This is a genomic window from Streptomyces populi, assembly GCF_002911015.1.
In the GTDB taxonomy this organism is placed as follows: Bacteria; Actinomycetota; Actinomycetes; order Streptomycetales; family Streptomycetaceae; genus Streptomyces; species Streptomyces populi.
This window is the reverse complement of sequence record NZ_KZ626861.1, coordinates 77,079-99,368: the sequence shown is the minus strand read 5'-3', so window position 1 is coordinate 99,368 and position 22,290 is coordinate 77,079. Positions and strand designations below refer to the sequence as shown.

The following is a 22,290-nucleotide window of genomic DNA, read 5'->3' as shown; positions in this document are numbered from 1 at the left end:
TCACCGAGCACGGCTTCGGCGCCGAGCCGGCCAGTGCCGTACGCATGCTCTGCGCCTGTTGCAGCGAGGGCACCCACCAGCAGGAGCGCGAGGTCCGGGCGGGCGCCCAGGCGGTGTCGCTGGCGGCTCCGGAGCCGGAGGCGCGGCTGCTGCTGGAGCGCTGGGCGGGGGAGAAGGCGATCGGCCGCGGCTGGAGCGGCCTGGAACGGGTGGGCTAGGAGCGGCGCGCCCGTTCGTGCCGGTTCACCCGTTCGTACGGGTGCTTTTGCGTGGACGGGCGCATCGGCTCGTACCGGAGCTACCGGGTGTCCGGGCCCGTCAGGTCGATCAGGCGGCAGACCGTCTCGATGTCTATCTTGACCTGGGCGATGGAGGCGCGGCCGGAGAGCCAGGTGATCAGGGCCGAGTGCCAGGTGTGCTCGATGACGCGGACGGCGGAGAGCTGGGCCGGCGTCGGGTCGTCGAGCCCCATCGCGTCCAGGATGATCACCGTGGTCTGCCGCGAGACCTGGTCGACCTCGGGGCTGACGCTGCGGTCCGCGAAGGTGAGCGCGCGGACCATCGCGTCGGCCAGGTGCGGCTCGCGCTGGAGGGCGCGGAACGCCCGCATCAGGGTCTCCGCCACCCGCTCCGCGGCCGTGTCCCCGGCCGGCGGCTTCTTGCGCAGCGTGCCGTGCATGTGCTCGAGCTGGTCCTGCATCGTGGCGACCAGCAGGTGCACCTTCGAGGGGAAGTAGCGGTACAGGGTGCCGAGGGCGACCTGCGAGGACTCCGCGACCTCGCGCATCTGCACGGCGTCGAAGCCGCCCCGGCTGGCCAGCTGCGCGCTCGCGTGCAGGATCCGGCGGCGGCGCGCCTCCTGCCGCTCGGTGAGCGGGGGAGAGGCGGTGTGCGACATGGAGTGCGGCCGGGTGTGCGCGGTGCCGGAGGACGCGGCGGGTGTGCCGCCTCCCGGCGCCGGTCGCGCGTTCTTCGAGTCCGCCTTGGCTTCCGCAGGCATGGGTCCGTTCCGTGACATCGGCGAGAGGGAGCGACGAGTCGACCGCAGGGCGTCACACCGCCGAGTGGAGCAGTCGATCCAGCCGCCCCGTCGTGGCGTGAATCACCTGATCCACCGCTCACAGCGGCGCTACCTGCCGGTAGATTCAGTGCTCCGTGAACGATCAAGTCTGAAACTTGTTCTAGATTAGCGTCCCGGCGTAATCTCGCGGGAAAGTGCAGGGAGAAGGGGACCGGAAGTGACCGCTGAGGCCATGGATGCGGACCCCGGGAAGGGCGCGGCAGCCGACGGGGAACGACCCCTGCGCATCGCGCTCCTCACCTACAAGGGAAACCCGTTCTGCGGCGGCCAGGGTGTCTACGTGCGGCACCTCTCGCGCGAGCTCGCCCGCCTCGGCCACCGTGTCGAGGTCATCGGATCCCAGCCCTACCCGGTGCTCGACGAGGGCCTCGACGGACTGAGCCTCACCGAGCTGCCCAGCCTCGACCTGTACCGCCAGCCCGACCCCTTCCGCACCCCCGCGCGCGACGAGTACCGGGACTGGATCGACGCCCTCGAGGTCGGCACGATGTGGACCGGCGGCTTTCCCGAGCCGCTGACCTTCTCGCTGCGCGCCCGCCGTCACCTGCGGGCCCGGCGCGGTGACTTCGACGTCGTCCACGACAACCAGACGCTCGGCTACGGACTGCTGGGGGACGTCGGCGCCCCGCTGGTGACCACCATCCACCACCCCATCACCGTCGACCGGCAGCTGGAGCTGGACGCGGCCGAGGGCTGGCAGCGTCGTGCCTCGGTCCGCCGGTGGTACGCCTTCACCCGCATGCAGAAGCGCGTCGCGCGCCGACTGCCGTCCGTCCTGACCGTCTCCGGCACCTCCCGCCAGGAGATCGTCGACCACCTGAAGGTGGACCAGGACCGCATCCACGTCGTCCACATCGGCGCGGACACCGACCTCTTCTCGCCGGACCCCTCGGTGCCCCAGGTGCCGGGCCGCATCGTCACCACCTCCAGCGCCGACGTGCCGCTCAAGGGTCTGGTGTTCCTGGTCGAGGCGCTCGCGAAGGTGCGCACCGAACACCCGGGCGCGCACCTCGTCGTCGTCGGCAAGCGCGCCGAGGACGGGCCGGTCGCCCAGGCCATCGAGCGGTACGGCCTCGAGGGCGCCGTCGAGTTCGTCAAGGGCATCTCCGACGCCGAGCTCGTCGACCTCGTCCGCTCGGCCGAGGTCGCCTGCGTGCCCTCCCTGTACGAGGGCTTCTCGCTGCCCGCCGCCGAGGCGATGGCCACCGGGACCCCGCTGGTGGCCACCACCGGCGGAGCGATCCCGGAGGTCGCGGGTCCCGACGGCGAGACCTGCCTCGCGGTCCCGCCGGGCGACCCCGGAGCGCTGGCGGCGGCCCTCGGCCGGCTCCTCGGCGACCCCGCGCTGCGGGCGCGGCTCGGCTCCGCCGGGCGCGAGCGCGTCCTCGCGCGCTTCACCTGGGCCAAGGCGGCCGAAGGCACCGTGGCCCACTACCGTGCGGCGATGGCCCTCTCCTCGTCCCGGTCCCGCGCGCGCGCGGGCACCGACGGGCACGGCGGCTCCCCGGCGACCCCGGGAACCGACCGCGCCGAGGCGGCGGAGGAGACTCCCGCCGAAGAACTAGTTGCAGTCAACCGCGAAAGCAGGGCCACGTGCTGACCGTCGACTTCTCCCGGTTCCCGCTCGCCCCCGGGGACCGCGTCCTGGACCTCGGATGCGGTGCCGGCCGGCACGCGTTCGAGTGCTACCGGCGCGGCGCGCAGGTCGTGGCGCTGGACCAGAACGCCGAGGAGATCCGCGAGGTCGCGAAGTGGTTCGCGGCGATGAAGGAGGCCGGGGAGGCGCCCGCCGGGGCCACCGCGACCGCCATGGAGGGCGACGCGCTCGCGCTGCCCTTCCCCGACGAGTCCTTCGACGTCGTGATCATCTCCGAGGTCATGGAGCACATCCCGGACGACAAGGGCGTCCTCGCCGAGATGGTCCGCGTGCTCAAGCCGGGCGGCCGCATCGCCGTCACCGTGCCGCGCTACGGCCCGGAGAAGGTCTGCTGGGCGCTGTCCGACGCCTACCACGAGGTGGAGGGCGGCCACATCCGCATCTACAAGGCGGACGAACTGCTCGCGAAGATCCGCGGGGCCGGCCTGCGGCCCTACGGCTCGCACCACGCGCACGCGCTGCACTCGCCGTACTGGTGGCTGAAGTGCGCGTTCGGCGTCGACAACGACAAGGCGCTGCCCGTGCGGGCGTACCACAAGCTGCTGGTCTGGGACATCATGAAGAAGCCGCTGGCCACCCGGGTCGTCGAGCAGGCGCTGAACCCGCTGATCGGCAAGAGCTTCGTGGCGTACGCGACCAAGCCGCACCTGCCGAAGGCGGCCGCTGCCGAGGCGGACGCCACGTGACCACTCCCCGGCGGACAGAACACCTCGTCCTGCCCGGGGTCCTCACCGCGGAGGAGGCCGCCGCCACGGTGCGCGGGATCCTCGCGGTGCAGCGCCCCGACGGAGCCATCCCGTGGTTCCGCGGCCACCACCTCGACCCGTGGGACCACACCGAGGCCGCCATGGCGCTCGACGCGGCCGGCGAGCACGAGGCCGCCGAGCGGGCCTACGAGTGGCTGGCACGGCATCAGAACGAGGACGGTTCCTGGTACGCGGCCTACGCGGACGGGGACTTCGAGGACGTCACCGACCGCGGCCGCGAGACCAACTTCTGCGCGTACATCGCGGTGGGCGTCTGGCACCACTACCTGGCGACCGGCGACGACGTGTTCCTGGACCGCATGTGGCCCGCCGTCTTCGCGGCAGTGGAGTTCGTGCTGCGGCTCCAGCAGCCCGGCGGGCAGATCGGCTGGAAGCGCGAGGACGACGGACGGGCGGTCGAGGACGCGCTGCTGACCGGGAGTTCGTCGGTCCATCACGCGCTGCGCTGCGCGCTCGCCATCGCCGAGCAGCGCGAGGAGCCGCAGCCCGACTGGGAGCTGGCGGTCGGCGCGCTGCGGCACGCGATCCGGCTGCACCCGGAGCGGTTCCTCGACAAGGACCACTACTCCATGGACTGGTACTACCCGGTGCTCGGGGGCGCGCTGACGGGCGCCGAGGCCAAGTCCCGCATAGAGGAGGGCTGGGACCGCTTCGTGGTGCCCGGCCTCGGGGTGCGCTGCGTGGTCCCCAACCCGTGGGTGACCGGTGGAGAGTCGGCCGAACTCGCCCTGGCGCTGTGGGCGGTGGGCGAGTCCGACCGTGCCCTGGAGATCCTCCAGTCCATCCAGCACCTGCGTGATCCGAAGTCCGGTCTGTACTGGACGGGCTACGTCTTCGAGGACCGGGCCGTGTGGCCCGAGGAACTCACCACCTGGACGGCGGGCTCCCTGCTGCTGGCGGTCGCCGCACTGGGCGGCGACGAGGCCACCTGCGCGGTCTTCGGGGGCGAGCGCCTGCCGGCCGGCCTGGACCCCGACTGCTGCGCGCCGACCCGCTGAAGGTCCGGACGGTCCTGGTCCGCCAGGCCGTCCGGACACTTCGAACTCTCTGAACTCTCCGAACTCTTCCGGCGCTTCGGGTGCTCCCGGCCGCCGGTGCCGGTCAGTGGCGGTGGACGCGGTTGGCCACCGCGTGGCCGATGAACAGGTAGACGACGGCGGCGAGACCGTAGCCCGCGACGACGCGCGCCCACTCCTTGTCGAAGGTGAACAGGTCGCGCGACCAGCCGGCCAGCCAGGCCGCGGTGCTGTGGATGAACTGCACGAGGTCGTTGCCACGGTTGGCGTCGAGCAGATACATCAGGATCCAGAGACCGAGGATGACGGCCATGACGTCCGCGACGATCGCGATGACCGTCCCCGCCTGATTCGAACCGTTGCGATATCTAGGGGACATGTCCAGCGGGTTGCCCGTCGGCCCCGGATGAAACCCGGCCGGTTCCCGCCGGGCGGTCCGGCCGCCGGACCGGTCCCGCGCGCCTCAGGAGTTCAACTCGGCCAGCACGCGCAGGGTGTGGGGGTCCGGGGACAGGACCAGCAGGTCGGTGACGGGGCCCTTGCGCCACGACTCCAGCCGCTCGGCGATGCGTTCACGTGGTCCGACGAGCGAGATCTCGTCCGCGAAGGCGTCCGGGACGGCCAGTACGGCCTCTTCCCGGCGCCCTTCCAGGAACAGCCGCTGGATCCTGCGGGCCTCCTCCTCGAAGCCCATCCTGGCCATCAGGTCGGCGTGGAAGTTGCGGGCGGCGTGCCCCATCCCGCCGATGTAGAAGCCGAGCATCGCCTTGACCGGCAGCAGTCCCTCGGCGACGTCGTCACAGACGTGCGCGCGGGCCATCGGCGCCACGAGGAAGCCCTCGGGCAGATCGGTGAGCGAGGCCTCGTAGGCCTGGGGACGCGTCGGCGACCAGTACAGCGGTAGCCAGCCGTCCGCGATCCGGGTCGTCTGCGCGATGTTCTTCGGCCCCTCGGCGCCGAGCAGGACCGGCAGCCCGGCCCGCAGCGGATGCGTGATCGGCTTGAGCGCCTTGCCGAGTCCCGTGCCGTCGGCGCCCCGGTAGGGGTGGGAGTGGAAGCGCCCGTCCAGTTCGACCGGCCCCTCGCGCCTGAGGACCTGGCGCACGACGTCGACGTACTCCCGGGTCGCGGTCAGCGGCGATCTCGGGAACGGCCTTCCGTACCAGCCCTCGACGACCTGCGGCCCCGACAGGCCGAGGCCGAGCATCACGCGCCCGCCCGACAGGTGGTCGAGGGTGAGCGCGTGCATCGCGGTGGTGGTGGGGGAGCGGGCGGCCATCTGCGCGACGGCCGTGCCGAGCCGGATGCGGCTGGTCCGCGCGGCGATCCAGGTGAGCGGGGTGAACGCGTCCGACCCCCAGGACTCCGCGGTCCACACCGAGTCGTAGCCGAGCCGCTCCGCCTCGACGGCGAGCGGTACGTGGTCCGCCGAGGGGCCGCGCCCCCAGTACCCGAGCGCGAGACCGAGCCGCATGGCGCCTCCAGGGAAAGGATTCTGACGCTCCGTCAGTTCTTGGCGTGCTGCGACTGTACGACAACGGCCCCCCGCCGGAAAGGGCGAGGGGCCGGAGCGAGGACGATGGACGGGTCAGCCGCGCTGGATCCCCGAGGTGTCCTGGAGCACGCCACGACGGCCGTCCTGCGTCTGCGCCACCAGGGTCGCGCCGCGCTGCTCGACGGCCAGGTACCAGGTGCCCGGCGCCAGTTCGGCGATCGGCGTCTGCGCGCCGTCCTCCGAGAAGAGCGGCCGCGCGACCGGAACGGCGAACCAGAACGGCGAGAAGTCCTGGGCCGGCGTCTGCGTCTGGGGCTGCGACGGCTGGCTCGGCTGGCCGCCGAACGACGGCGCGGGCCCCGAGGGCTGTCCGCCGAAGGGCTGCTGGCCGGGCTGCGAGGCGCCCGGGTACCCGTAACCACCCTGCGGCTGACCGCCGTAGGGCGCCGGGGCGACCGGGGTCGGGGCGCCGACGAGGGCCGTCTGCAGGGCGGGGACGAGCGGGGTCGCGACGGCCGCGCCGGCCAGGACCAGGGCCGCGATGAAGCCGAGGATGATACCCGCGGCGGCGTCCATCCGGTCCGGGGTGTCCACGATGGTCCAGAACATGACCCAGGCGACCAGCACCGTGAAGGCCACGCCGATCGCGCCCAGGTCGAGCCCGAGGACCTTGCGCGGCTGCGGCAGGCAGCGGTTGACGACGATCAGGGCGGCGCCGATGACCCCGCCCATGTAGATGCCCATGCCTTCGCCGAGGCTGTCCCAGGCGTTCGCGTCGTAGGTGAACCCGGAAACGGAGTAGGGGTGCAGGAACGACGCGATGAACAGCAACACCGCTGCTCCGATCACCACGCCGTCGCCTCGAGTGAGGGAGCGGATATTCACTTCAGGTCCTTCGTCAGTCGTCTCGTCGTCGGTGAGGCATCGCTGTACACCGTGTCGCCGACATGGTGCCGTCGTCGGGACCCGGTGTGAAGCTCGGGGGTGGCCCTTTATCGTACGGACGACCCTATCGCCCGGACGATCAGGGTGTCCGCCGGGTTGAGTCCGTAGATCACTACCCGTGCAGGAAACCAACGATTCCTTCAGAGATCCCCCGTGCCGCCTTCTCCCGCCAAGCGCCACTGGTGAGCAGCGCAGCGTCCTTCGTATCGCGCATGTTGCCGCACTCGATGAACACCTTGGGAACCGTTGACAGATTGAGACCGCCGAGGTCCTCACGGACCACCAGTCCGGTGCCGTCACCGACGTAGTTGGAGGGGGCGCTGCCCGTCTCGCGGACGAACAGGCCCGCGATGTGCTCGCCCAGGTCGCGGGAGGCGGCGACGATCGGGCGGGTGTCGGCGGCGCCCGCGTGCACCGACGCCGGGAGGATCACGTGGAAGCCGCGGTTGCCGGAGGCCGATCCGTCGGCGTGGAGGGAGACGACCGCGTCCGCGTGCGCCGCGTTGCCGATGCGGGCCCGCTCGTCGACGCAGGGCCCGAAGGAACGGTCGCCGTCCTGGGTCAACTTCACCGTGGCGCCCTGCTTCTCCAGGATGGCCCGCATCCGGTGCGCGACGTCGAGGGTGAACCGGGCTTCCGTGTAACCCGCGTTGGTCGACGTGCCGGTCGTGTCGCACTCCTTCCAGTTCGTTCCGATGTTCACCTTGTGGTTGATCTCGGACGAGTGCCGGAAGTTGCTCGGGTTGTGCCCGGGGTCGATGACGACGACCTTGCCCTTGAGGGAGCCGGAGGCGGCGGGCTTCGACGAGGAGGACGCCGGGGCCGACGGCGTGTCCGCCTTGGAGTCGTCCGTCGCCGAGGCGGACGGACGGGAGGAGGAAGAGGAGGGGCCGGCGGAGCCGGGCGAGGAGGACGAGGACGCGGGAACGGCCCGGTCGGACCCGCCCCCCGAGTCGTCCCCCACGGCCTGCCAGGCCAGCCAGCCTGCCAGTGCGCCGGGCACGAGCGCGGTGAGCGCGACGGTGAGCGGTCCACGCCGGGAACGGCGGGGCTGGGGCGGATCGAAGTCTGGGCCTACGTACGACACGTCAGCCACCATACGGGTTGTCCGGACGTTCCACGGGCGCCCCCGCGGAAGGCCGGGCGTCCGGCCGGGGGACGCGGGTCCGGCCGTGTCCCGGACGGGGGGCGCGTGCCGCGGCCGGTCCGCCGGGCGCTCAGATCCCCGGTCCGGTGCGCCGCAGGACGCGCAGCGAGCCGTTCACCGCGGTCTCGGTGAACGCGCCCGATTCCAGGGCCCGGAGCCAGACGCGGTAGGGGGCCTGGCCGGTGAACTCGTCGACGGGGTCCGGGAACACGTCGTGGATGACGAGCAGGCCGCCCTCGGCGACGTGCGGTGCCCAGCCCTCGTAGTCGCCGCTCGCGTGCTCGTCGGTGTGGCCGCCGTCGATGAAGACGAGGCCGAGGGGGGTGTTCCAGAAGGCGGCGATCTGCGGCGAACGGCCGACCAGCGCGACCACGTGCTCCTCCAGGCCCGCCCGGTGCAGGGTGCGGCGGAAGGTGGGGAGCGTGTCCATCAGACCGATCTCCGGGTCGACCGTGGACGGGTCGTGGTACTCCCAGCCCGGCTGCTGCTCCTCGCTGCCGCGGTGGTGGTCGACCGTGATGGCGGTCACCCCTGCCTCGCGGGCGGCGTCGGCGAGCAGGATCGTGGAACGGCCGCAGTAGGTGCCGACCTCCAGGAGCGGCAGCCCGAGCCGTCCGGCCTCGACGGCGGCCTCGTGGAGGGCGAGTCCCTCGCCGCTCGGCATGAACCCCTTGGCGGCCTCGAAGGCGGCGAGGATCTCGGGCTTGGGTGCCGCGGGCATGGGGGTCTCCTCCGACGGGACGGACAACGGGTACGCCGAGCATCGTGCACCAAACCCCCGCCGCGCGGGCGGCGGGGGTGGCGATGATCACTCCGGGGCGGACGGTCCCGCGGGCGCGGGTGTCAGGCCGTGACGTCGGCGTTCTCGCCCCGCGGCGACGGGGCGGGGGCGGCAGGGGCGTCGCCCGTGCGTGCCCGCGCCGCGTCCTCCTCGCTGCTGGCCACCAGCGAGGGCTTGGTGGCGGGGCGGCGGCCCGGGAGGAGGAACGCCATGAGCAGACCGGCCGCGACGGCGCCCGTGGCGATCACGAACGACACCCGGAAGCCGTGCATCGTCGGGATCGCGACCCCGCCGACGTGGTGGGCCGTGTTGGCGAGCACCATGCCGATGACGGCGCTCGAGACCGACGTGCCGATGGACCGCATCAGGGTGTTCAGACCGTTGGCCGCGCCCGTCTCCGAGGCCGGGACGGAGCCGACGATCAGAGCGGGGAGCGAGGAGTAGGCGAGGCCGATGCCCGCGCCCAGGATGACCGCGATGACCAGCGACTGCCAGGCGGCGCTCATCAGGCCGAGACCGGCGCCGTAGCCGATCCCGATGATCACCATGCCGATGATCAGGGTGACCTTCGGGCCGTACTTCGCCGACAGCCGGGCGTACACGGGTGCGGTGAGCATCATCGTCAGGCCGAGCGGGGCCACGATCAGGCCCGCCCGCACCATCGACTGGCCGAGGCCGTAGCCGGTGGACGTCGGCAGCTGGAGCAGCTGCGGCAGGACCAGCGAGACGACGTAGAAGGAGACGCCGACCATGATCGAGGCGAGGTTGGTGAAGAGGACCGCGGGGCGGGCCGTGGTGCGCAGGTCGACCAGCGGGGCCTTCAGCCGCAGCTCCATCGCGCCCCACAGCAGGAGCACGACGGCCGAGGCGCCGAACAGGCCGAGGGTGGTGGGGTCGGTCCAGCCCCAGTCGCTGCCCTTGGTGATCGGCAGCAGGAAGAGCACGAGCCCGGTGGACAGGCCCACCGCGCCCAGCACGTCGAAGGTGCCCTCGGCGCGCACCGGGGACTCCGGCACGACGAGGAGGGTGAGGGCGATCGAGAGGACGCCGAGGCCTGCGGCGCCGTAGAAGAGGGCGTGCCAGTCGGCGTGCTGCGCGACGAGGGCCGCGGCGGGCAGCGCGAGGCCGCCGCCGACGCCGATCGAGGAGCTCATCAGGGCCATCGCGGAGGCGAGCTTCTCGCGGGGCAGCATGTCGCGCATCAGGCCGATGCCCAGCGGGATCGCGCCCATCGCGAAGCCCTGGAGGGTACGGCCGACGATCATCGGCAGCAGGGTGCTGCTCAACGCGCTGACCAGGGCGCCGGCCACCATCACGGACAGGCTGGCGAGCAGCATGCGCCGCTTGCCGTAGAGGTCGCCGAGGCGGCCCATGATCGGAGTGGCCACGGCGCCCGAGAGCAGGGTCGAGGTCAGGACCCAGGTGGCGTTGCTGGGCGCGGTGTCCAGCAGCGCCGGCAGGTCCTTGATGACCGGGACGAGCAGGGTCTGCATGACCGCGACAACGATGCCCGCGAAGGCGAGCACCGGCACGGTCGCGCCGCCCGGCCTCCGCGCGGCGGAGCCGGTCGTCGTGTGCGTCATTGCGGGGGCCTCCAGGCCGTAGGGAACGGGGCTCTCGGGAGAGAGAGGGGGGTGGGGTGGTCCGTGCGGATGCGGGGACGGTGGTCGGGGTCCTGGGGACACGGGGACGTCGGTCGGGTGATCCGCGTGGGTACGTGCAGGGGGAACCCGGTGCGCCTGGGCAACTATTCCGATGCTTCGGCGTACTAACGAATTCTTGACCGATCCATGAGGATCTGACCTACCGTCAGAATGAAACGTGTTCTAGTCTGGCGCGGATCCACGCACCTCGGTCCTCTGGGGAGGCAGGCATGGGTATCGCGGTCACGCCGGAGCAACGCGAGCTGGCCGAGGCCGTGCGCGGCTGGATCGCCCGCGCCGTGCCGCCCGAGGAGGTCCGCAAACTCCTGGACGCCCCGAGCGGCGGCAGGCCTCCGTTCTGGGACGCGCTCGCCGCGCAGGGACTCCTCGCCGTGCACCTCCCCGAGGCCTGCGGCGGGGGCGGCGGCGACCTCGTCGATCTCGCCGTCGTGGTGGAGGAGGCCGCGCGGGCCGCGCTGCCGGGCCCGTTCGTGGCGAACGCCCTGGCGTCGGCGGTGCTGGCGGCGGAACTCGCGGGCGGGCCGGGCGAACGGGACGGGACCGTCGGTCCCGCACGGATGCCGGGTCGTGCCGGTCTCGTACGGGCGCTGGGGTGCGGGGAGCGCATCGGCGCCGTCGCGTTCGGCACCGGGACCCTGACGGCCCGGGCGGTGGACGGCGGATACGTGCTCGACGGGACGGCGCCGCCGGTGCTGTCCGGCGGCGACGCGGACGTGCTCGTGCTGGCGGCGAGGTGCGACGAGAGGGCCGCGTCCGACGGCGAACTCGACGGGGACCCGGGGCCGGAGCGCCCTCCCGGCGCAGGCCGGCCCTCCGGGCGCGCCGCCGACGGGGGGCCGGTGTCCGGGCACGTCCTCGGCCCGGGCCCGGTGCCCGGGCGCGACACCGGCGCGGGTCCCGTGCCCGGGTGCGACACCGGCCCGGGTCCCGTGCCCGGGTGCGACACCGGCGCGGAGGCCGCGTCCGGCGGGCGGGTCCTCTGGCTGGTGGTGGACGCCGCCGGCCTGGCCGTCCGGCCGCACGGGAGCGCCGATCCGACCCGGGCGACCGCCGAGGTCCGGGCCCGGGGCCTGAGCGTCCCCGCCGACCGGGTCCTCGCGGTCGGACCGTCCCTGGTCCGGGACCTCGCGGCCGTCGTCCTCGCCGCGGACGCCTGCGGCACCGCGGCCTGGTCGCTGGACACGGCCGCCGCGCACGCCAGGGTCCGCGAGCAGTTCGGCCGCCCCATCGGACACTTCCAGGGCGTCAAGCACCTGTGCGCCGGCATGCTGCTGCGGCTGGAACAGGCGAGGGCGCTCACCTGGGACGCGGCGCGCGCCGGACAGGAGCCGCCCGGGACGAGGGGGCTGGTGGCCGCGCTCGCGGCCGGTACCGCCCTCGACGCCGCCTTCTCCTGCGCCGAGGACTGCGTCCAGATCCTCGGCGGCATCGGGTTCACCTGGGAGCACGACGCCCATCTGTACCTGCGCCGGGCCCTGGTGGCGCGGCAGTTGCTCGGGGCCGGGGGCGGACACCTGCGGCGGGCCGTACGGCTCGCGCGCGACGGCGCCCGGCGGGAACTGCGCCTGGAACTGCCGCCGGAGGCGTCCGGGTACCGGGCCGAGGCCCGTGCGGTGATCGACCGGGTGCGCGGGCTCGGTCCGGCGGACGCCCGCCGGGCGCTGGCGCCCACCGGGTACGCCGCCCCGCACCTGCCCCCGCCGTACGGCCTCGGCGCGGGCCCGGTCCAGCAGCTCGCCGTGCAGCAGGAGCTGGCGGCGGCCGGGGTGCGGATCAGCGATCTGGGGATCGCGGCCTGGGTCGTGCCGTCCCTCGTCGCGCACGGGACCCGCCGGCAGCTGGAGCGCTATCTGCTGCCCACCCTGCGCGGCGACCTCCTGTGGTGCCAGCTCTTCTCGGAGCCCGGCGCCGGATCCGACCTCGCCTCGCTGCGGACCCGCGCCGAGCGCACGGCCGACGGGCGGTGGCGGGTCAACGGACAGAAGGTGTGGACGAGCGCGGCGCGGTGGGCCGACCACGGGATCCTCCTCGCCCGCACGAACCCGGCCGCGCCCAGGCACAAGGGGCTCACCTACTTCGTCGTCGACATGCGGAACACGGACGGGATCGACATCCGCCCCCTGAGGGAGATCACCGGTGACTCCCTCTTCAACGAGGTCTGGTTCGACGACGTGCTGCTACCCGCGGACGCGGTCGTCGGCGGGGTCGACGACGGCTGGCGGGTCGCCCGTGACACGCTCGGCAACGAACGCGTCCACATGGCCGACCAGTTGACGTTCGACACCGGCCTGGAGGCGCTGATACCGGCCGACGTCGACGGCCCCCGGCTGGGGGCGCTGCTGGCCGAGGCGCACGCCCTGGCCTGCATCACCCTGCGCACCACCCTCCGCCAGGTCTCCGGGGTGCAACCGGGCGCGGGCGCCTCCGTCCGCAAACTCGTGCAGACGGCGCACCAGCAGAAGGTCGCCGAGCTCGCCCTCGAACTCCTGGGCCCCGAAGGCGCGTTGTGCGAGGGACCGGGCGAGCGGGCCGTGCACGGCTTCCTGCTCTCCCGGTGCCTGACCATCGCGGGCGGCACCACCCAGGTCCAGCTCAACCTCGTCGCCGAGCGCCTGCTCGGCCTGCCGCGGGACTAGGAGCGCCATGAAGTCGTACGTCGTCGGTGTCGGCATGACCAGGTTCGAGAAGCCCGAGACCCGCGAGTGGCAGTACTGGGACATGGTCCGCGAGGCCGGTACCGGCGCCCTCGCGGACGCGGGGATCCCTTACACGGACGTGGAACAGGTCCCCGTCGGCCACTGCTTCCAGCCCTCCACCGCCGGCCAGCGCGCCGCCTACGAACTCGGCCTGACCGGCGTGCCCGTCTACAACGTCAACAACAACTGCGCCACCGGGGCGAGCGCGTTGATGCTGGCCCGGCAGTTCGTGGAGGGCGGGATCTCCGACTGCGTCCTCGCGCTGGGCTTCGAGAAGATGAAGCGCGGATCGCTCGGATCGGGCGCCGACGGCGGGGACTTCGCCACGTCACCCGTCGCCCGCCACTACGGCGTCATGGCCGCCCGGCACGGCTTCGAGATGTCCCCGCCCACCGCGCAGATCTTCGGCGACGCGGCCCGAGAGCACATGGAGCGGTACGGCACGACCGAGGCCCAGCTCGCCGCCGTCGGCGCCAAGAACCACCGCCACTCGGCCCACAACCCGTACGCCCAGTTCCAGGACGTGTACTCCGTCGACGAGGTGCTCGCCGCCAAGACCGTGCACCGGCCGCTGACCCGGCTCCAGTGCTCGCCCACCTCGGACGGGGCCGCCGCGGCCGTCGTCGTGTCCGAACGGTTCGCCGAGCGGCGCGGGCTCCAGGACAGGGCGGTCGAGATCGTCGCCCAGGCGATGACCACCGACACCGAGGAGTCCTTCGCTTCCCGCTCCTGCATCGACGTGGTCGGTCTGCCGATGTCGCGGGAGGCCGCGCGCCGGGTCTACGAGCGCTCCGGGCTCGGCATCGAGGACGTGGACGTCGTGGAACTCCACGACTGCTTCTCCGTCAACGAGTTGCTGACCTACGAGGCGCTCGGCATGTGCGGGGAGGGGGAGTCGGGCGCACTTGTCGAGTCGGGGGCGACGACGTACGGCGGACGCTGGGTGGTGAACCCCTCCGGCGGACTGATCTCCAAGGGGCATCCGCTGGGGGCGACCGGAATCGCCCAGGTGGCCGAACTCGTCTGGCAGTTGAGGGGGAAGGCCGGGGTGCGGCAGGTCCCGGGGGCGCGGGTCGGGCTCGCGCACAACATCGGGCTGGGCGGCGCGGCGGTGGTCACGCTGCTGCGCAGGTCCTAGGTCCGCCGCCGTACGCACGGGTGCGGCGAAATCCTGATGCGGGGTCGTGCGTACGGAGGCCGAGGGGTGGGCCGCGGCGGCGATGCTCGTGCCGCTCGGCGCGGGAGCGGCCCTCATCGGGGTGTTCCTGGTCGTCGAGGCGCGGACCGGGGCGCCGCTGATGCCGCTGCGGCTGCGGTCGGTGTCGTCGGTGAACGCGGCCGTGTTCGTCTCCGGCTCGGCGATGTTCTGCATTTGACATCCTCCCCCTCTTGGAAGAGGGGGATTCCAGCCCATATGGGTTGGGGTTCACGGGTGTTCGAACGGCCGGTGGCCGTTGTCACCCCTCCGGCACCGGCTGTTCGCCGGGGGCGGGGGATCCCGCCCTGTCCTGCCGCGACGTTGTTCGCTGCGTTGGTGTCGGCGTTGCAGGTGAAGCCGCAGGAGGAGCAGCAGAACTCGGCTTGGCTCTTGCGCGAGTTCTTGTCGATCCAACCGCAGGCGCTGCAGCGCAGACTGGTGTAGGGGGCGGGGACGTCCTCGACCCGGCCGGGGGCCTTGTGTCCGGTGCGTTGCCGGAGCAGGCCCCAGCCCTGGGCGAGGATCGCCCGGTTCAGCCCGGCCTTCTGTGCGACCTTCTGGCCGGGCTGCTCGGTGGTGCCCCTGGCCGAGCGGGTCATGTTCTTGATGTTCAGTTTCTCGAACCGCACCAGGTCATAGTTGCGGGCGAGCATGGTGCTGGTCTTCTCGCACCAGTCCTTGCGCCGGTCCGCCTCACGGGCCTTGATACGGGCGGCCTTGGCGTACTCGGCGCTCTTGCGCTCGCTGCCTTTGGGGGCGCGGGCGGCGCGGCGCTGGTGCTTGCGGACCCGCGCTCGTTCCTTCACGGTGAGCTGGGGGCAGTTCAGTTTCCGGCCGTCGGAGAGGGCGGCGGTGATGGCCACGCCCCGGTCGATGCCGATGACCTCACCCGTGCCGGGCCCCTCGACCGGCACAGGGACGACCGCGAACGCGATGTGCCACTGTCCGTTGCGGAAGGTGACACGGAACGTCTTCGCCTGCGGCGGCCGGGAGCCCTTGCCGTTGCGGCTGAGCCGGAACCGGACCCAGCCGCAGCCGGGCACCTTCACCCGCGCCCACCTGCGGTTGAGTTTCTGCACGACGACCGAGCGGCCCATGACCTGCTTTCCGGTCTTCGCGTTGAGCCTCGGCGAGCCGTCCGCCTCAAACTCCGGGACGCGGTCGGTGCCGATGACGCGGAAGCCCTCGTGCACGTGCTTCCGGCGCCAGGTCGGCTCACCGAACCCGGAGGTGAAGCGGGCGTTCTTGGCTTTGGCGAAGTCCCTCAGCGCCTGCTGCTGCACATCGGCGTTGCCTGCGGCCAGCCATGCGTTGTCGCGCCGGGCTTCGGTGAGCTGACGGCACTGCTCGGCGAAACCGGGAGCCGCCCTGCGGCCCCTGCGCCAGTGCGTGTGCTGCTCGACGGCCAGGTTCCACACGTACCGGGCGTGCGCGCAGTGGCCGAGCATGACGCCCGCCTGCTCACCCGTCGGGTACATCCGAAACCGTGCCATGACCGTGAACCTAGACCGCACATTCCCTGACCGCCCACACCATCGACCGACATCACCCGCGCGAGTGACCAATCCCGGCCGACCACCGGGCACCGTCAACCACCGGCCACCGTCGACTCCGAGTTGCCACACCTGCTCAAGGCCGGCCTCGCCACCGTCTCTCCGAGACGCCGAACCGCCCTGGAGGCGATTCGGCTTCCCCCGACCCGCTCCGCAGGAGCGGGCATTCACCCCGGCCCCGAAGGACCGGGCGCCCTGCCCGAAAGCAAGACTGACCGCCGGGTACGCGCTGGCGTTCCGCGTCAGCGGCGTGATGTTGCTGGCCGGGGCCGTGCTGATGTTCCTGTGGCTGCCGCGGAGAATCTCGCGGCGGTGAGGCAACGGAATCCGGTGCCCGCGGACTCCTTCAGTCATCGAGGAGGTGCTCATGGGGGATCGGAAGCAGGCTCGGGACGCGGAGTTCCAGAGCTTCGTCGTCGGCCGCTGGCCACGGTTGATGCGTACGGCGTTTCTCCTGACGGGGGAGCAGCACGCCGCCGAGGACCTGGTCCAGACGACACTGGAGCAGGTGTACGTGGCATGGCGCAGGGTCGGTTCGGCCGACGATCCGGAGGCGTACGTACGGCGCGTGATGATCAACGCACACGCCCGCAGACACCGCAGGAAACTCAAGGAGTTCCTCGCGCCGAGGGACGACTCGGGGCTGAACCGCGAGGTCCCCGACAGCAGTGACCCGATCGGCCGCGCCGACGACCGCGGCGCCCTGATCACGGCACTGGCCGGGCTGCCCCCGCGCCAGCGCCAGGCGGTGGTCCTGCGCTACTGGGAGGACCTGAGCGAGAGCCAGGCGGCCGCGGCGATGGGCTGCTCGGTGGGTTCCGTGAAGAGCAACGCGGCCAAGGGAATCGCGAAACTCCGTGTCGTACCGGGCCTCGGGGACATGGTGGCGCACGGAGGGCGGAAGTGATGAGCGCGAACCGGGAGACGGACCACGGCATGACGACGGACGCGGACATCGCCCTCCTGCTGGCCCAGGCGGCGGACGAGGTGGAGATCGGCACGGCCCCCTACCAGGCGGTGCTGCGCGGCGGGCGCCGCCGCAAGGCGCGCCGCTGGGCGATGGCGGCGGCGGCCGCCCTGGTCATCGCGGGTTCCACGGGAACGCTGGCGCTCGCGGGGGGTACGGGCGGGGACGGCGGGCAGGTCGCGCCGGCCGTGACCGGGCCGCCGACAGCGGAGTGGCGGCACGTGTACGAGCCGCGGATGACCACGGTGGCCGGTGCGCGGGACAACGGGAAGGACTGGTACGTCACCGTCGTCGTCTGGGGCGCGCCGAGGAACGAGGCGGAGGCGCAGTACCAGCGGAGCCAGATGGGTGAGTACGGTCTCACGCCGACGGGCACCGAAGTCGCCTCGGACCTCATCGGCAAGAGCTGGATCTTCGTCCGGCTGGTCGTGGGGGACGAGCCTCCGACGACGGTGCAGGACGGACCGGTCGACAAGAGCGACGCGGACGGGAGCACGGACATCGAGGTCGCTTCGAGGCCGCTGGAGACGGGTCGGCCGGGTGCGGCGGGGAAGGCCGGGCGGTTGGTGATCGGCAAGGTCGATCCGACGATCCGGGCCGTCACCTGCACCTGGGACGACGGAACGTCGGTCCCGGTCCCGATGGCCGGCGAGGGTGCCGGTTTCGGCCTGGACCTCAAGCCGGCGATCCGCCGGGTCGCGGGTTCTCCGGCCAACTGGTTCGTGTGCCTGGCGCCGGAGGGCAGGAGCTACAAGAGCGTGCGGGTGGATTCGCTGACCTGAGAGGGCGGTGGGTGAGCTGATCACCGTTTCGGCCTTTCGGCCGGGGCCGGCGGACCGGTCGGCACCGGGCGCGCGTGATCGGTTCACCTTGTCTTCCTGTCTGCACAACCCTTTGGCCACCCGCGAGGTCGTACAGCACCGAAGCCTCGAACCGGCATTCGGTTCCACGGGCTCTGTTCCACAGGCAGGGAGCACTATTTTGCGCGTACGTACTCTGGCCGTCGCCACGGCCGCCGTCCTCGCCGTCGTGGGGCTCGGTGCCCCCACGGCCGTCGCGACACCCTCCGGGCTGTCGGACGACTTCAACGGGGACGGTTATCGCGATCTGGCCATCGGCACCCCCAAGGCGAGCGGTGGCACGGTCACCGTCGTTTTCGGCTCGGCCTCCGGCGTCAGTCCCGCGCGCTCGGTGAACGTCACACAGAACACGCCGGGTGTTCCGGGTGCCTCGGAGTCCGTGGACCGGTTCGGTGAGAGCGTCACCAGCGGCGATGTCGACGGCGACGGCTACGCCGACCTGATCGTCGGCGCGCCCGGCGAGGAGGTCACCGGGAAGCCGCGCGGCTCGGTCACCATCGTGTGGGGCGGGGCGAAGCCGTTCACGTCCGGCGGCACGGTACTCACCGCCCCGACCGCCGAGGCCGCGGGATTCGGTGAGGGCGCCGCCTTCGCCGACCTCGACGGTGACGGCACCGGCAACCTGGCCGTCGTCGGCAGCGACACGTTCTGGTGGTACGGGGAGGGGAAGTCCTCCCTGGGCCGCGCGCTGGCGCCGGAGGTCGACTTCCTGCCCGAGGGCGTGGAGCTGGACGGGATCGTCGCCGGTCACTTCTCCGGCACCGCCGGCAGCGACTACGTGGTGCACGGCAGGAGCCCGGGGGGCACCGGCACCTACCTGGGCCTTCTGCGCGGCGGCCCCGGAGACGTCGGCTACCACTACTCGGTGCTGGCCGACGGGGCCGCTGCGGGCGGAGTCTCGTGGGCGTCGGCGGTGGCGGGCGGAGACATCAACGGCGACGGATACGACGACCTGGTCACCGGCGACACGAAGGCGGGGCAAGGCGGTTCGTTCACCGTGCGGTACGGCAGGGCGGCCGGGCTCCCGGCCAAGGGCACGACCTACACGCAGGCCAGCGCGGGCGTGCCGGGCACCGACGAGCCGTACGACGACTTCGGCGCGGCCGTCGCGGTGGGCGACGTGACCGGTGACGGCCGTGCCGAGGTGGCGGTCGGCGCCTCGTACGAGGACGTGGACGGCAAGACCAACGTCGGCGACGTCGTCCTCCTGAAGGGTGGTTCGGGCGGTCTGACCACGAGCGGCGCCCAGTCCTTCCACCAGGCCACCCCGGGGGTGCCGGGCGCCGCCGAGGCGGGCGACCACTTCGGTTCCTCGCTGCGGCTGCGTGACATCGACGGCAACGGCAAGGCGGACCTGGCGATCGGCGCGTTCGGCGAGGACGTCCTGCCCGGCGGATACGACGACGGGGCCGCATGGGTCCTGCGCGGTGCGGCCACCGGTCTGACCACCGCGTACGCGACGGCCTTCAGCGCGAAGGACTTCGGCTACCCCGTCATCGACGGACGCAGGTTCGCGGACGTCTTCGGCCGCTGATCCGGGCGCCCCAGGCCCCGTCGACCCGGCCCCGCGGCCACCGCGGGGCCGGGTGCGCCCACGGGGCACCGGGCGCGCCAGGACGCGCCGAGGACCACCACCGAGATCCACCACTGACGTCCAGCACCGAGGTCCACCCGAGACCGCCCCACGACACAAGGAGCCCCGAACACCCGTGCGCAACAGGATTCTTTCCGCGACGGCCGTCTGCGCGACGACCCTTCTGGGCGTGACCCTGCCCGCCACCTCCGCGGCTGCGGTGCCGCCTCCCGTGACGCAGGACTTCAACGGCGACGGCTATCGGGACCTGGCGGTGGGCGTGCCCGCCGGAAAGGTGGGGACCGCCTCGAAGGCCGGCTACGTGCATGTTCTGTGGGGCGGGTCCCACGGCGTGGGCAAGCAGGGGTCCGTACGGATCAGCCAGGCCACGGCCGGGGTGCCGGGCACTCCCGAGGCGGACGACCTGTTCGGCTCCGCCGTCGTCGCCGCGGACGTCGACGGTGACCGGTTCGCGGACCTCGTCGTGGGTGCCTCCAGCGAGTCCCTCACCTCCGATCCGTTCGCCGAGCAGGGCACCGTCACCGTCCTGCGGGGTTCCGCAGCCGGCTTCTCCGGTGGCTACACGGTCGCGCGGGGCGACAGCGAGTTCGCCAGGATCGGCTCGGTGATCGCCGCCGGGGACGTGACCGGTGACGGCCGTACGGACCTCGCCCTCAGCCGTCGCGGTGAGGAGGAGGGCGGCGTGGTCCTGCGCCCGGGCCCGCTCACCGCCGGCTCCCCGGACACCCTGACCGCGCCGATCGACGAGGTGAACTTCGGCGGCACGGTCGCCCTCGCCACCGGTGACTTCGACGGCGACGGCGACGACGACCTGGCCCTCTCGGCCAGGGCGACGGAAAGCCGGTACACCCTGGTCCTCCGTTGGCAGGACGGCGTCCCGGCGCGGCTGTGGAGAACCCCTGCCTCCGCCGCCTCCCTCGCCGTCGGCGACTTCGACGGGGACGGGGCCGACGACCTGGCCCTCGGCGCCTGCTCCCCGGACTACGAAGCGGACGCGCCGGTCTGCGCGGACTACTCGACGGGCCGGGCCGAGACGTTCAAGGGCGGTCTCGTGCACGTCGCGTACGGATCGGGGTCCGGCGGCTTCGGCGCTCGCACGCAGGACATCCACCAGGACACCCCGGGCATCGTCGGCGCCGCCGAGTCCGAGGACCGTCTGGGGGTCTCGCTCGCCGCCGCCGACACCGACGGTGACGGCTACGCGGACCTCGCCGTCGGCGACCCGTACGAGGCGATAGGCGCGCGGCGGGAAGCGGGCTCGGTACTCGTCGTGCGCGGCAGCGGCACCGGCCTGCTGTCGTCGGCCGGCACGGCGTCGAGCCTCGGCTTCAGCCAGAGCACGGCAGGTGTCCCGGGCAGCGCGGAGAGCGGTGACCACTTCGGTGCCTCGGTCGCGCTCGGGGACTACGACGCCGACGGTCACGCGGATCTCGTGACGGGCGCGCCCGGAGAGAACACGGCGACGGGCGGCGTCTGGTTCCTCCGGGGGACTCCGCAGGGGCCCGGGGCGGCGTACTCCAAGGCCCTGACGCCGAAGGGCCTGGGCCTGCCGGTGACGAGCGAGCTGGGGTACGGGCTGGTGCTGGGGCGCGACTAGGGTCCGCCCTCGAACGGATCCCGCCCGGAGCAGGAAGGACGTGGGGCCGACCGCCGCTCCGTACGAGGTGGCGGTCCTGCCGGAGTGCGCGATGCGGGAGATCGTGAACGCGGTCCTCCCCGGAACCGCACGGGTCGTCAGCGGGAGTTCCCGCCCCGTGACATGCCCCGCCCGCAGCGGTGAAGCACCGCCTCTGCCTCCGGCGTGACGAGGGCGTCGACCGGGACGTTCACGACCCGCCGCGCCGGCGGTCGCGGGAGAGGCGGAGGCGATGGTCCGTGGCCCGCTACAGCCACCCCTGCTGACGGGCCTCCCGCATCGCCTCCATGCGGTTGCGGGTGCCCGTCTTGCCGATGGCGGACGAGAGGTAGTTGCGGACGGTCGACTCGGAGAGGTGCAGTTTTCCGGCGATGTCGGCGACGGTGGCGCCGTCCGCCGAGGCCTTCAGCACGTCGCACTCGCGGGCCGTGAGCGGATTGGGTCCGGCGCTCAGCGCGGCCGCGGCGAGCGCCGGGTCGATGACGGTCTCCCCGGTCAGCACCCGCCGGATCGCCTCGGCCAGTTCCTCCACGGGCCCGTCCTTGACCAGGAACCCGGCGGCACCCGCCTCCATGGCCCGGCGCAGATAGCCGGGGCGGCCGAAGGTGGTGAGGATCAGCACCCGGCAGTCGGGGGCCTGTTCACGCAGTTCGGCGGCGGCGTCCAGCCCGCTCATCCCGGGCAGTTCGATGTCCAGCAGGGCCACGTCGGGCCGGCCGGCCAGCACCGCGTCCACGATCTCGTCCCCCGCGGACACCTGCGCGACCACCTCGATGTCCGGCTCCATCCCGAGCAGCAGGGCGAGCGCCCCGCGCATCATCTTCTGGTCCTCGGCGAGCAGGACGCGGACGGACTTGGCGGGCCGGTGGTCCCGGGGCATCTCGTTCACGTGGCCAAGCGTAAGGCGGGAGGGGTGACCGGCCGTCCGTTCCGCACGTTTCGGCCGCCTCCCGGGAATCGTCAGGGCCCGGGTGCGCGCGTCTTGACGGCCCACGGTCACGGGCAAATAATCGCCTCGGAATTCAACACTCCCCTTTGCGATTCCCGAGCCGGGCCGTTTTCCGTAAACGTTCGGAATGCCGACCGGGAATTGGTTCGGCATGTCGATCGAACGATGTCCGGTATATCGAACCGGACACCCGCACTGTCCTACCAGGAACGGAAGAGGTGCACCGTGTCGTCATCCTTCGTGCGCTTACAGCGTCTCAGAAACACCGCCCTGGCCCTGCTGTC

The 22,290-nt window shown here is 72.5% G+C and carries 18 protein-coding genes and 1 pseudogene; 10 read left to right on the top strand and 9 right to left on the bottom strand.

The window, feature by feature from the left end; all coding sequences use genetic code 11:
* Positions 1-218 (top strand): annotated as a pseudogene (locus CW362_RS14270) (tetratricopeptide repeat protein); the annotation flags it as partial.
* Between the two features lie 80 nt (positions 219-298).
* Here the strand turns inward: CW362_RS14270 and CW362_RS14265 are convergent.
* On the bottom strand, positions 299-898 hold the full coding sequence (locus CW362_RS14265) for a TetR family transcriptional regulator (protein WP_376450450.1): 600 nt from the start codon (positions 896-898) through the stop codon (positions 299-301).
* A 340-nt stretch (positions 899-1,238) separates the two neighbouring features.
* On the opposite strand from CW362_RS14265, the gene CW362_RS14260 reads away from it, so the two are divergent.
* Genes CW362_RS14260 through CW362_RS14250 form a run of 3 tightly spaced genes read left to right on the top strand, consistent with a single transcriptional unit; the run spans position 1,239 to position 4,503 of the window.
* Positions 1,239-2,681 (top strand): glycosyltransferase family 4 protein, encoded by a 1,443-nt coding sequence (locus tag CW362_RS14260; protein WP_103549803.1) that lies wholly within the window; start codon positions 1,239-1,241, stop codon positions 2,679-2,681.
* Complete coding sequence (locus CW362_RS14255; RefSeq protein WP_103549802.1) at positions 2,675-3,424, top strand: class I SAM-dependent methyltransferase; 750 nt, start codon at positions 2,675-2,677, stop codon at positions 3,422-3,424. Before CW362_RS14260 ends, CW362_RS14255 begins: the two co-directional genes overlap by 7 nt.
* Positions 3,421-4,503 (top strand): prenyltransferase/squalene oxidase repeat-containing protein, encoded by a 1,083-nt coding sequence (locus CW362_RS14250; protein ID WP_103549801.1) that lies wholly within the window; start codon positions 3,421-3,423, stop codon positions 4,501-4,503. The genes CW362_RS14255 and CW362_RS14250 overlap by 4 nt, the downstream gene beginning before the upstream one ends.
* Before the next feature lie 103 nt (positions 4,504-4,606).
* On the opposite strand, the gene CW362_RS14245 is transcribed toward CW362_RS14250, so the two are convergent.
* The 6 genes from CW362_RS14245 to CW362_RS14220 form a co-directional block, all read right to left on the bottom strand.
* Entirely contained in the window at positions 4,607-4,900 is a 294-nt protein-coding gene (locus CW362_RS14245) for a hypothetical protein (protein ID WP_103549800.1), read from the bottom strand.
* 84 nt (positions 4,901-4,984) lie between these two features.
* Complete coding sequence (locus CW362_RS14240; RefSeq protein WP_103549799.1) at positions 4,985-5,995, bottom strand: LLM class F420-dependent oxidoreductase; 1,011 nt, start codon at positions 5,993-5,995, stop codon at positions 4,985-4,987.
* A gap of 114 nt (positions 5,996-6,109) precedes the next feature.
* The gene (locus CW362_RS14235; protein WP_103549798.1) at positions 6,110-6,868 is read right to left on the bottom strand and encodes a DUF5336 domain-containing protein; all 759 of its coding nucleotides are present in this window, start codon (positions 6,866-6,868) and stop codon (positions 6,110-6,112) included.
* Positions 6,869-7,073: 205 nt separating this feature from the next.
* Positions 7,074-8,048, bottom strand: a complete 975-nt coding sequence (locus CW362_RS14230; protein ID WP_103549814.1) for an N-acetylmuramoyl-L-alanine amidase — start codon at positions 8,046-8,048, stop codon at positions 7,074-7,076.
* 130 nt (positions 8,049-8,178) lie between these two features.
* Entirely contained in the window at positions 8,179-8,829 is a 651-nt protein-coding gene (locus CW362_RS14225; protein WP_103549797.1) for a class I SAM-dependent methyltransferase, read from the bottom strand.
* Between the two features lie 122 nt (positions 8,830-8,951).
* Entirely contained in the window at positions 8,952-10,472 is a 1,521-nt protein-coding gene (locus tag CW362_RS14220) for an MFS transporter (protein ID WP_103549796.1), read from the bottom strand.
* Positions 10,473-10,762: 290 nt separating this feature from the next.
* Between CW362_RS14220 and CW362_RS14210 the strand changes: the two genes are divergently transcribed.
* A complete protein-coding gene (locus CW362_RS14210) occupies positions 10,763-13,189 on the top strand; it encodes an acyl-CoA dehydrogenase family protein (RefSeq protein WP_240657785.1) in 2,427 nt (808 codons plus the stop codon).
* 7 nt (positions 13,190-13,196) lie between these two features.
* Positions 13,197-14,387, top strand: coding sequence for a lipid-transfer protein (locus CW362_RS14205; protein WP_103549795.1), 1,191 nt, complete (start codon positions 13,197-13,199; stop codon positions 14,385-14,387).
* Positions 14,388-14,500: 113 nt separating this feature from the next.
* Here CW362_RS14205 and CW362_RS14195 read toward each other — a convergent pair whose 3' ends face one another.
* A complete protein-coding gene (locus CW362_RS14195) occupies positions 14,501-15,940 on the bottom strand; it encodes an RNA-guided endonuclease InsQ/TnpB family protein (RefSeq protein WP_420856869.1) in 1,440 nt (479 codons plus the stop codon).
* A gap of 427 nt (positions 15,941-16,367) precedes the next feature.
* Between CW362_RS14195 and CW362_RS14185 the strand changes: the two genes are divergently transcribed.
* The 4 genes from CW362_RS14185 to CW362_RS14170 all read left to right on the top strand — a co-directional run bounded on the left by CW362_RS14185 (position 16,368) and on the right by CW362_RS14170 (position 21,018).
* Positions 16,368-16,907, top strand: coding sequence for a SigE family RNA polymerase sigma factor (locus CW362_RS14185; RefSeq protein WP_103549793.1), 540 nt, complete (start codon positions 16,368-16,370; stop codon positions 16,905-16,907).
* Complete coding sequence (locus CW362_RS14180; RefSeq protein WP_206300955.1) at positions 16,907-17,749, top strand: hypothetical protein; 843 nt, start codon at positions 16,907-16,909, stop codon at positions 17,747-17,749. Before CW362_RS14185 ends, CW362_RS14180 begins: the two co-directional genes overlap by 1 nt.
* A 199-nt stretch (positions 17,750-17,948) precedes the next feature.
* Positions 17,949-19,361, top strand: coding sequence for an FG-GAP and VCBS repeat-containing protein (locus CW362_RS14175; protein ID WP_240657784.1), 1,413 nt, complete (start codon positions 17,949-17,951; stop codon positions 19,359-19,361).
* Between the two features lie 175 nt (positions 19,362-19,536).
* On the top strand, positions 19,537-21,018 hold the full coding sequence (locus CW362_RS14170) for an FG-GAP-like repeat-containing protein (RefSeq protein WP_162684068.1): 1,482 nt from the start codon (positions 19,537-19,539) through the stop codon (positions 21,016-21,018).
* A gap of 286 nt (positions 21,019-21,304) precedes the next feature.
* On the opposite strand, the gene CW362_RS14165 is transcribed toward CW362_RS14170, so the two are convergent.
* A complete protein-coding gene (locus tag CW362_RS14165; protein ID WP_103549812.1) occupies positions 21,305-21,937 on the bottom strand; it encodes a response regulator transcription factor in 633 nt (210 codons plus the stop codon).
* Positions 21,938-22,290 lie beyond the last annotated feature (353 nt).

Bases quoted from the DNA above. Each gene is read 5' to 3' on its own strand.
- CW362_RS14265 (WP_376450450.1), bottom strand. From the start codon at position 898: ATGTCGCACACCGCCTCTCCCCCGCTCACCGAGCGGCAGGAGGCGCGC.
- CW362_RS14245 (WP_103549800.1), bottom strand. From the start codon at position 4,900: ATGTCCCCTAGATATCGCAACGGTTCGAATCAGGCGGGGACGGTCATC.
- CW362_RS14240 (WP_103549799.1), bottom strand. From the start codon at position 5,995: ATGCGGCTCGGTCTCGCGCTCGGGTACTGGGGGCGCGGCCCCTCGGCG.
- CW362_RS14225 (WP_103549797.1), bottom strand. From the start codon at position 8,829: ATGCCCGCGGCACCCAAGCCCGAGATCCTCGCCGCCTTCGAGGCCGCC.
- CW362_RS14220 (WP_103549796.1), bottom strand. From the start codon at position 10,472: ATGACGCACACGACGACCGGCTCCGCCGCGCGGAGGCCGGGCGGCGCG.
- CW362_RS14210 (WP_240657785.1), top strand. From the start codon at position 10,763: ATGGGTATCGCGGTCACGCCGGAGCAACGCGAGCTGGCCGAGGCCGTG.
- CW362_RS14205 (WP_103549795.1), top strand. From the start codon at position 13,197: ATGAAGTCGTACGTCGTCGGTGTCGGCATGACCAGGTTCGAGAAGCCC.
- CW362_RS14195 (WP_420856869.1), bottom strand. From the start codon at position 15,940: ATGGCACGGTTTCGGATGTACCCGACGGGTGAGCAGGCGGGCGTCATG.
- CW362_RS14185 (WP_103549793.1), top strand. From the start codon at position 16,368: ATGGGGGATCGGAAGCAGGCTCGGGACGCGGAGTTCCAGAGCTTCGTC.
- CW362_RS14180 (WP_206300955.1), top strand. From the start codon at position 16,907: ATGAGCGCGAACCGGGAGACGGACCACGGCATGACGACGGACGCGGAC.
- CW362_RS14165 (WP_103549812.1), bottom strand. From the start codon at position 21,937: ATGCCCCGGGACCACCGGCCCGCCAAGTCCGTCCGCGTCCTGCTCGCC.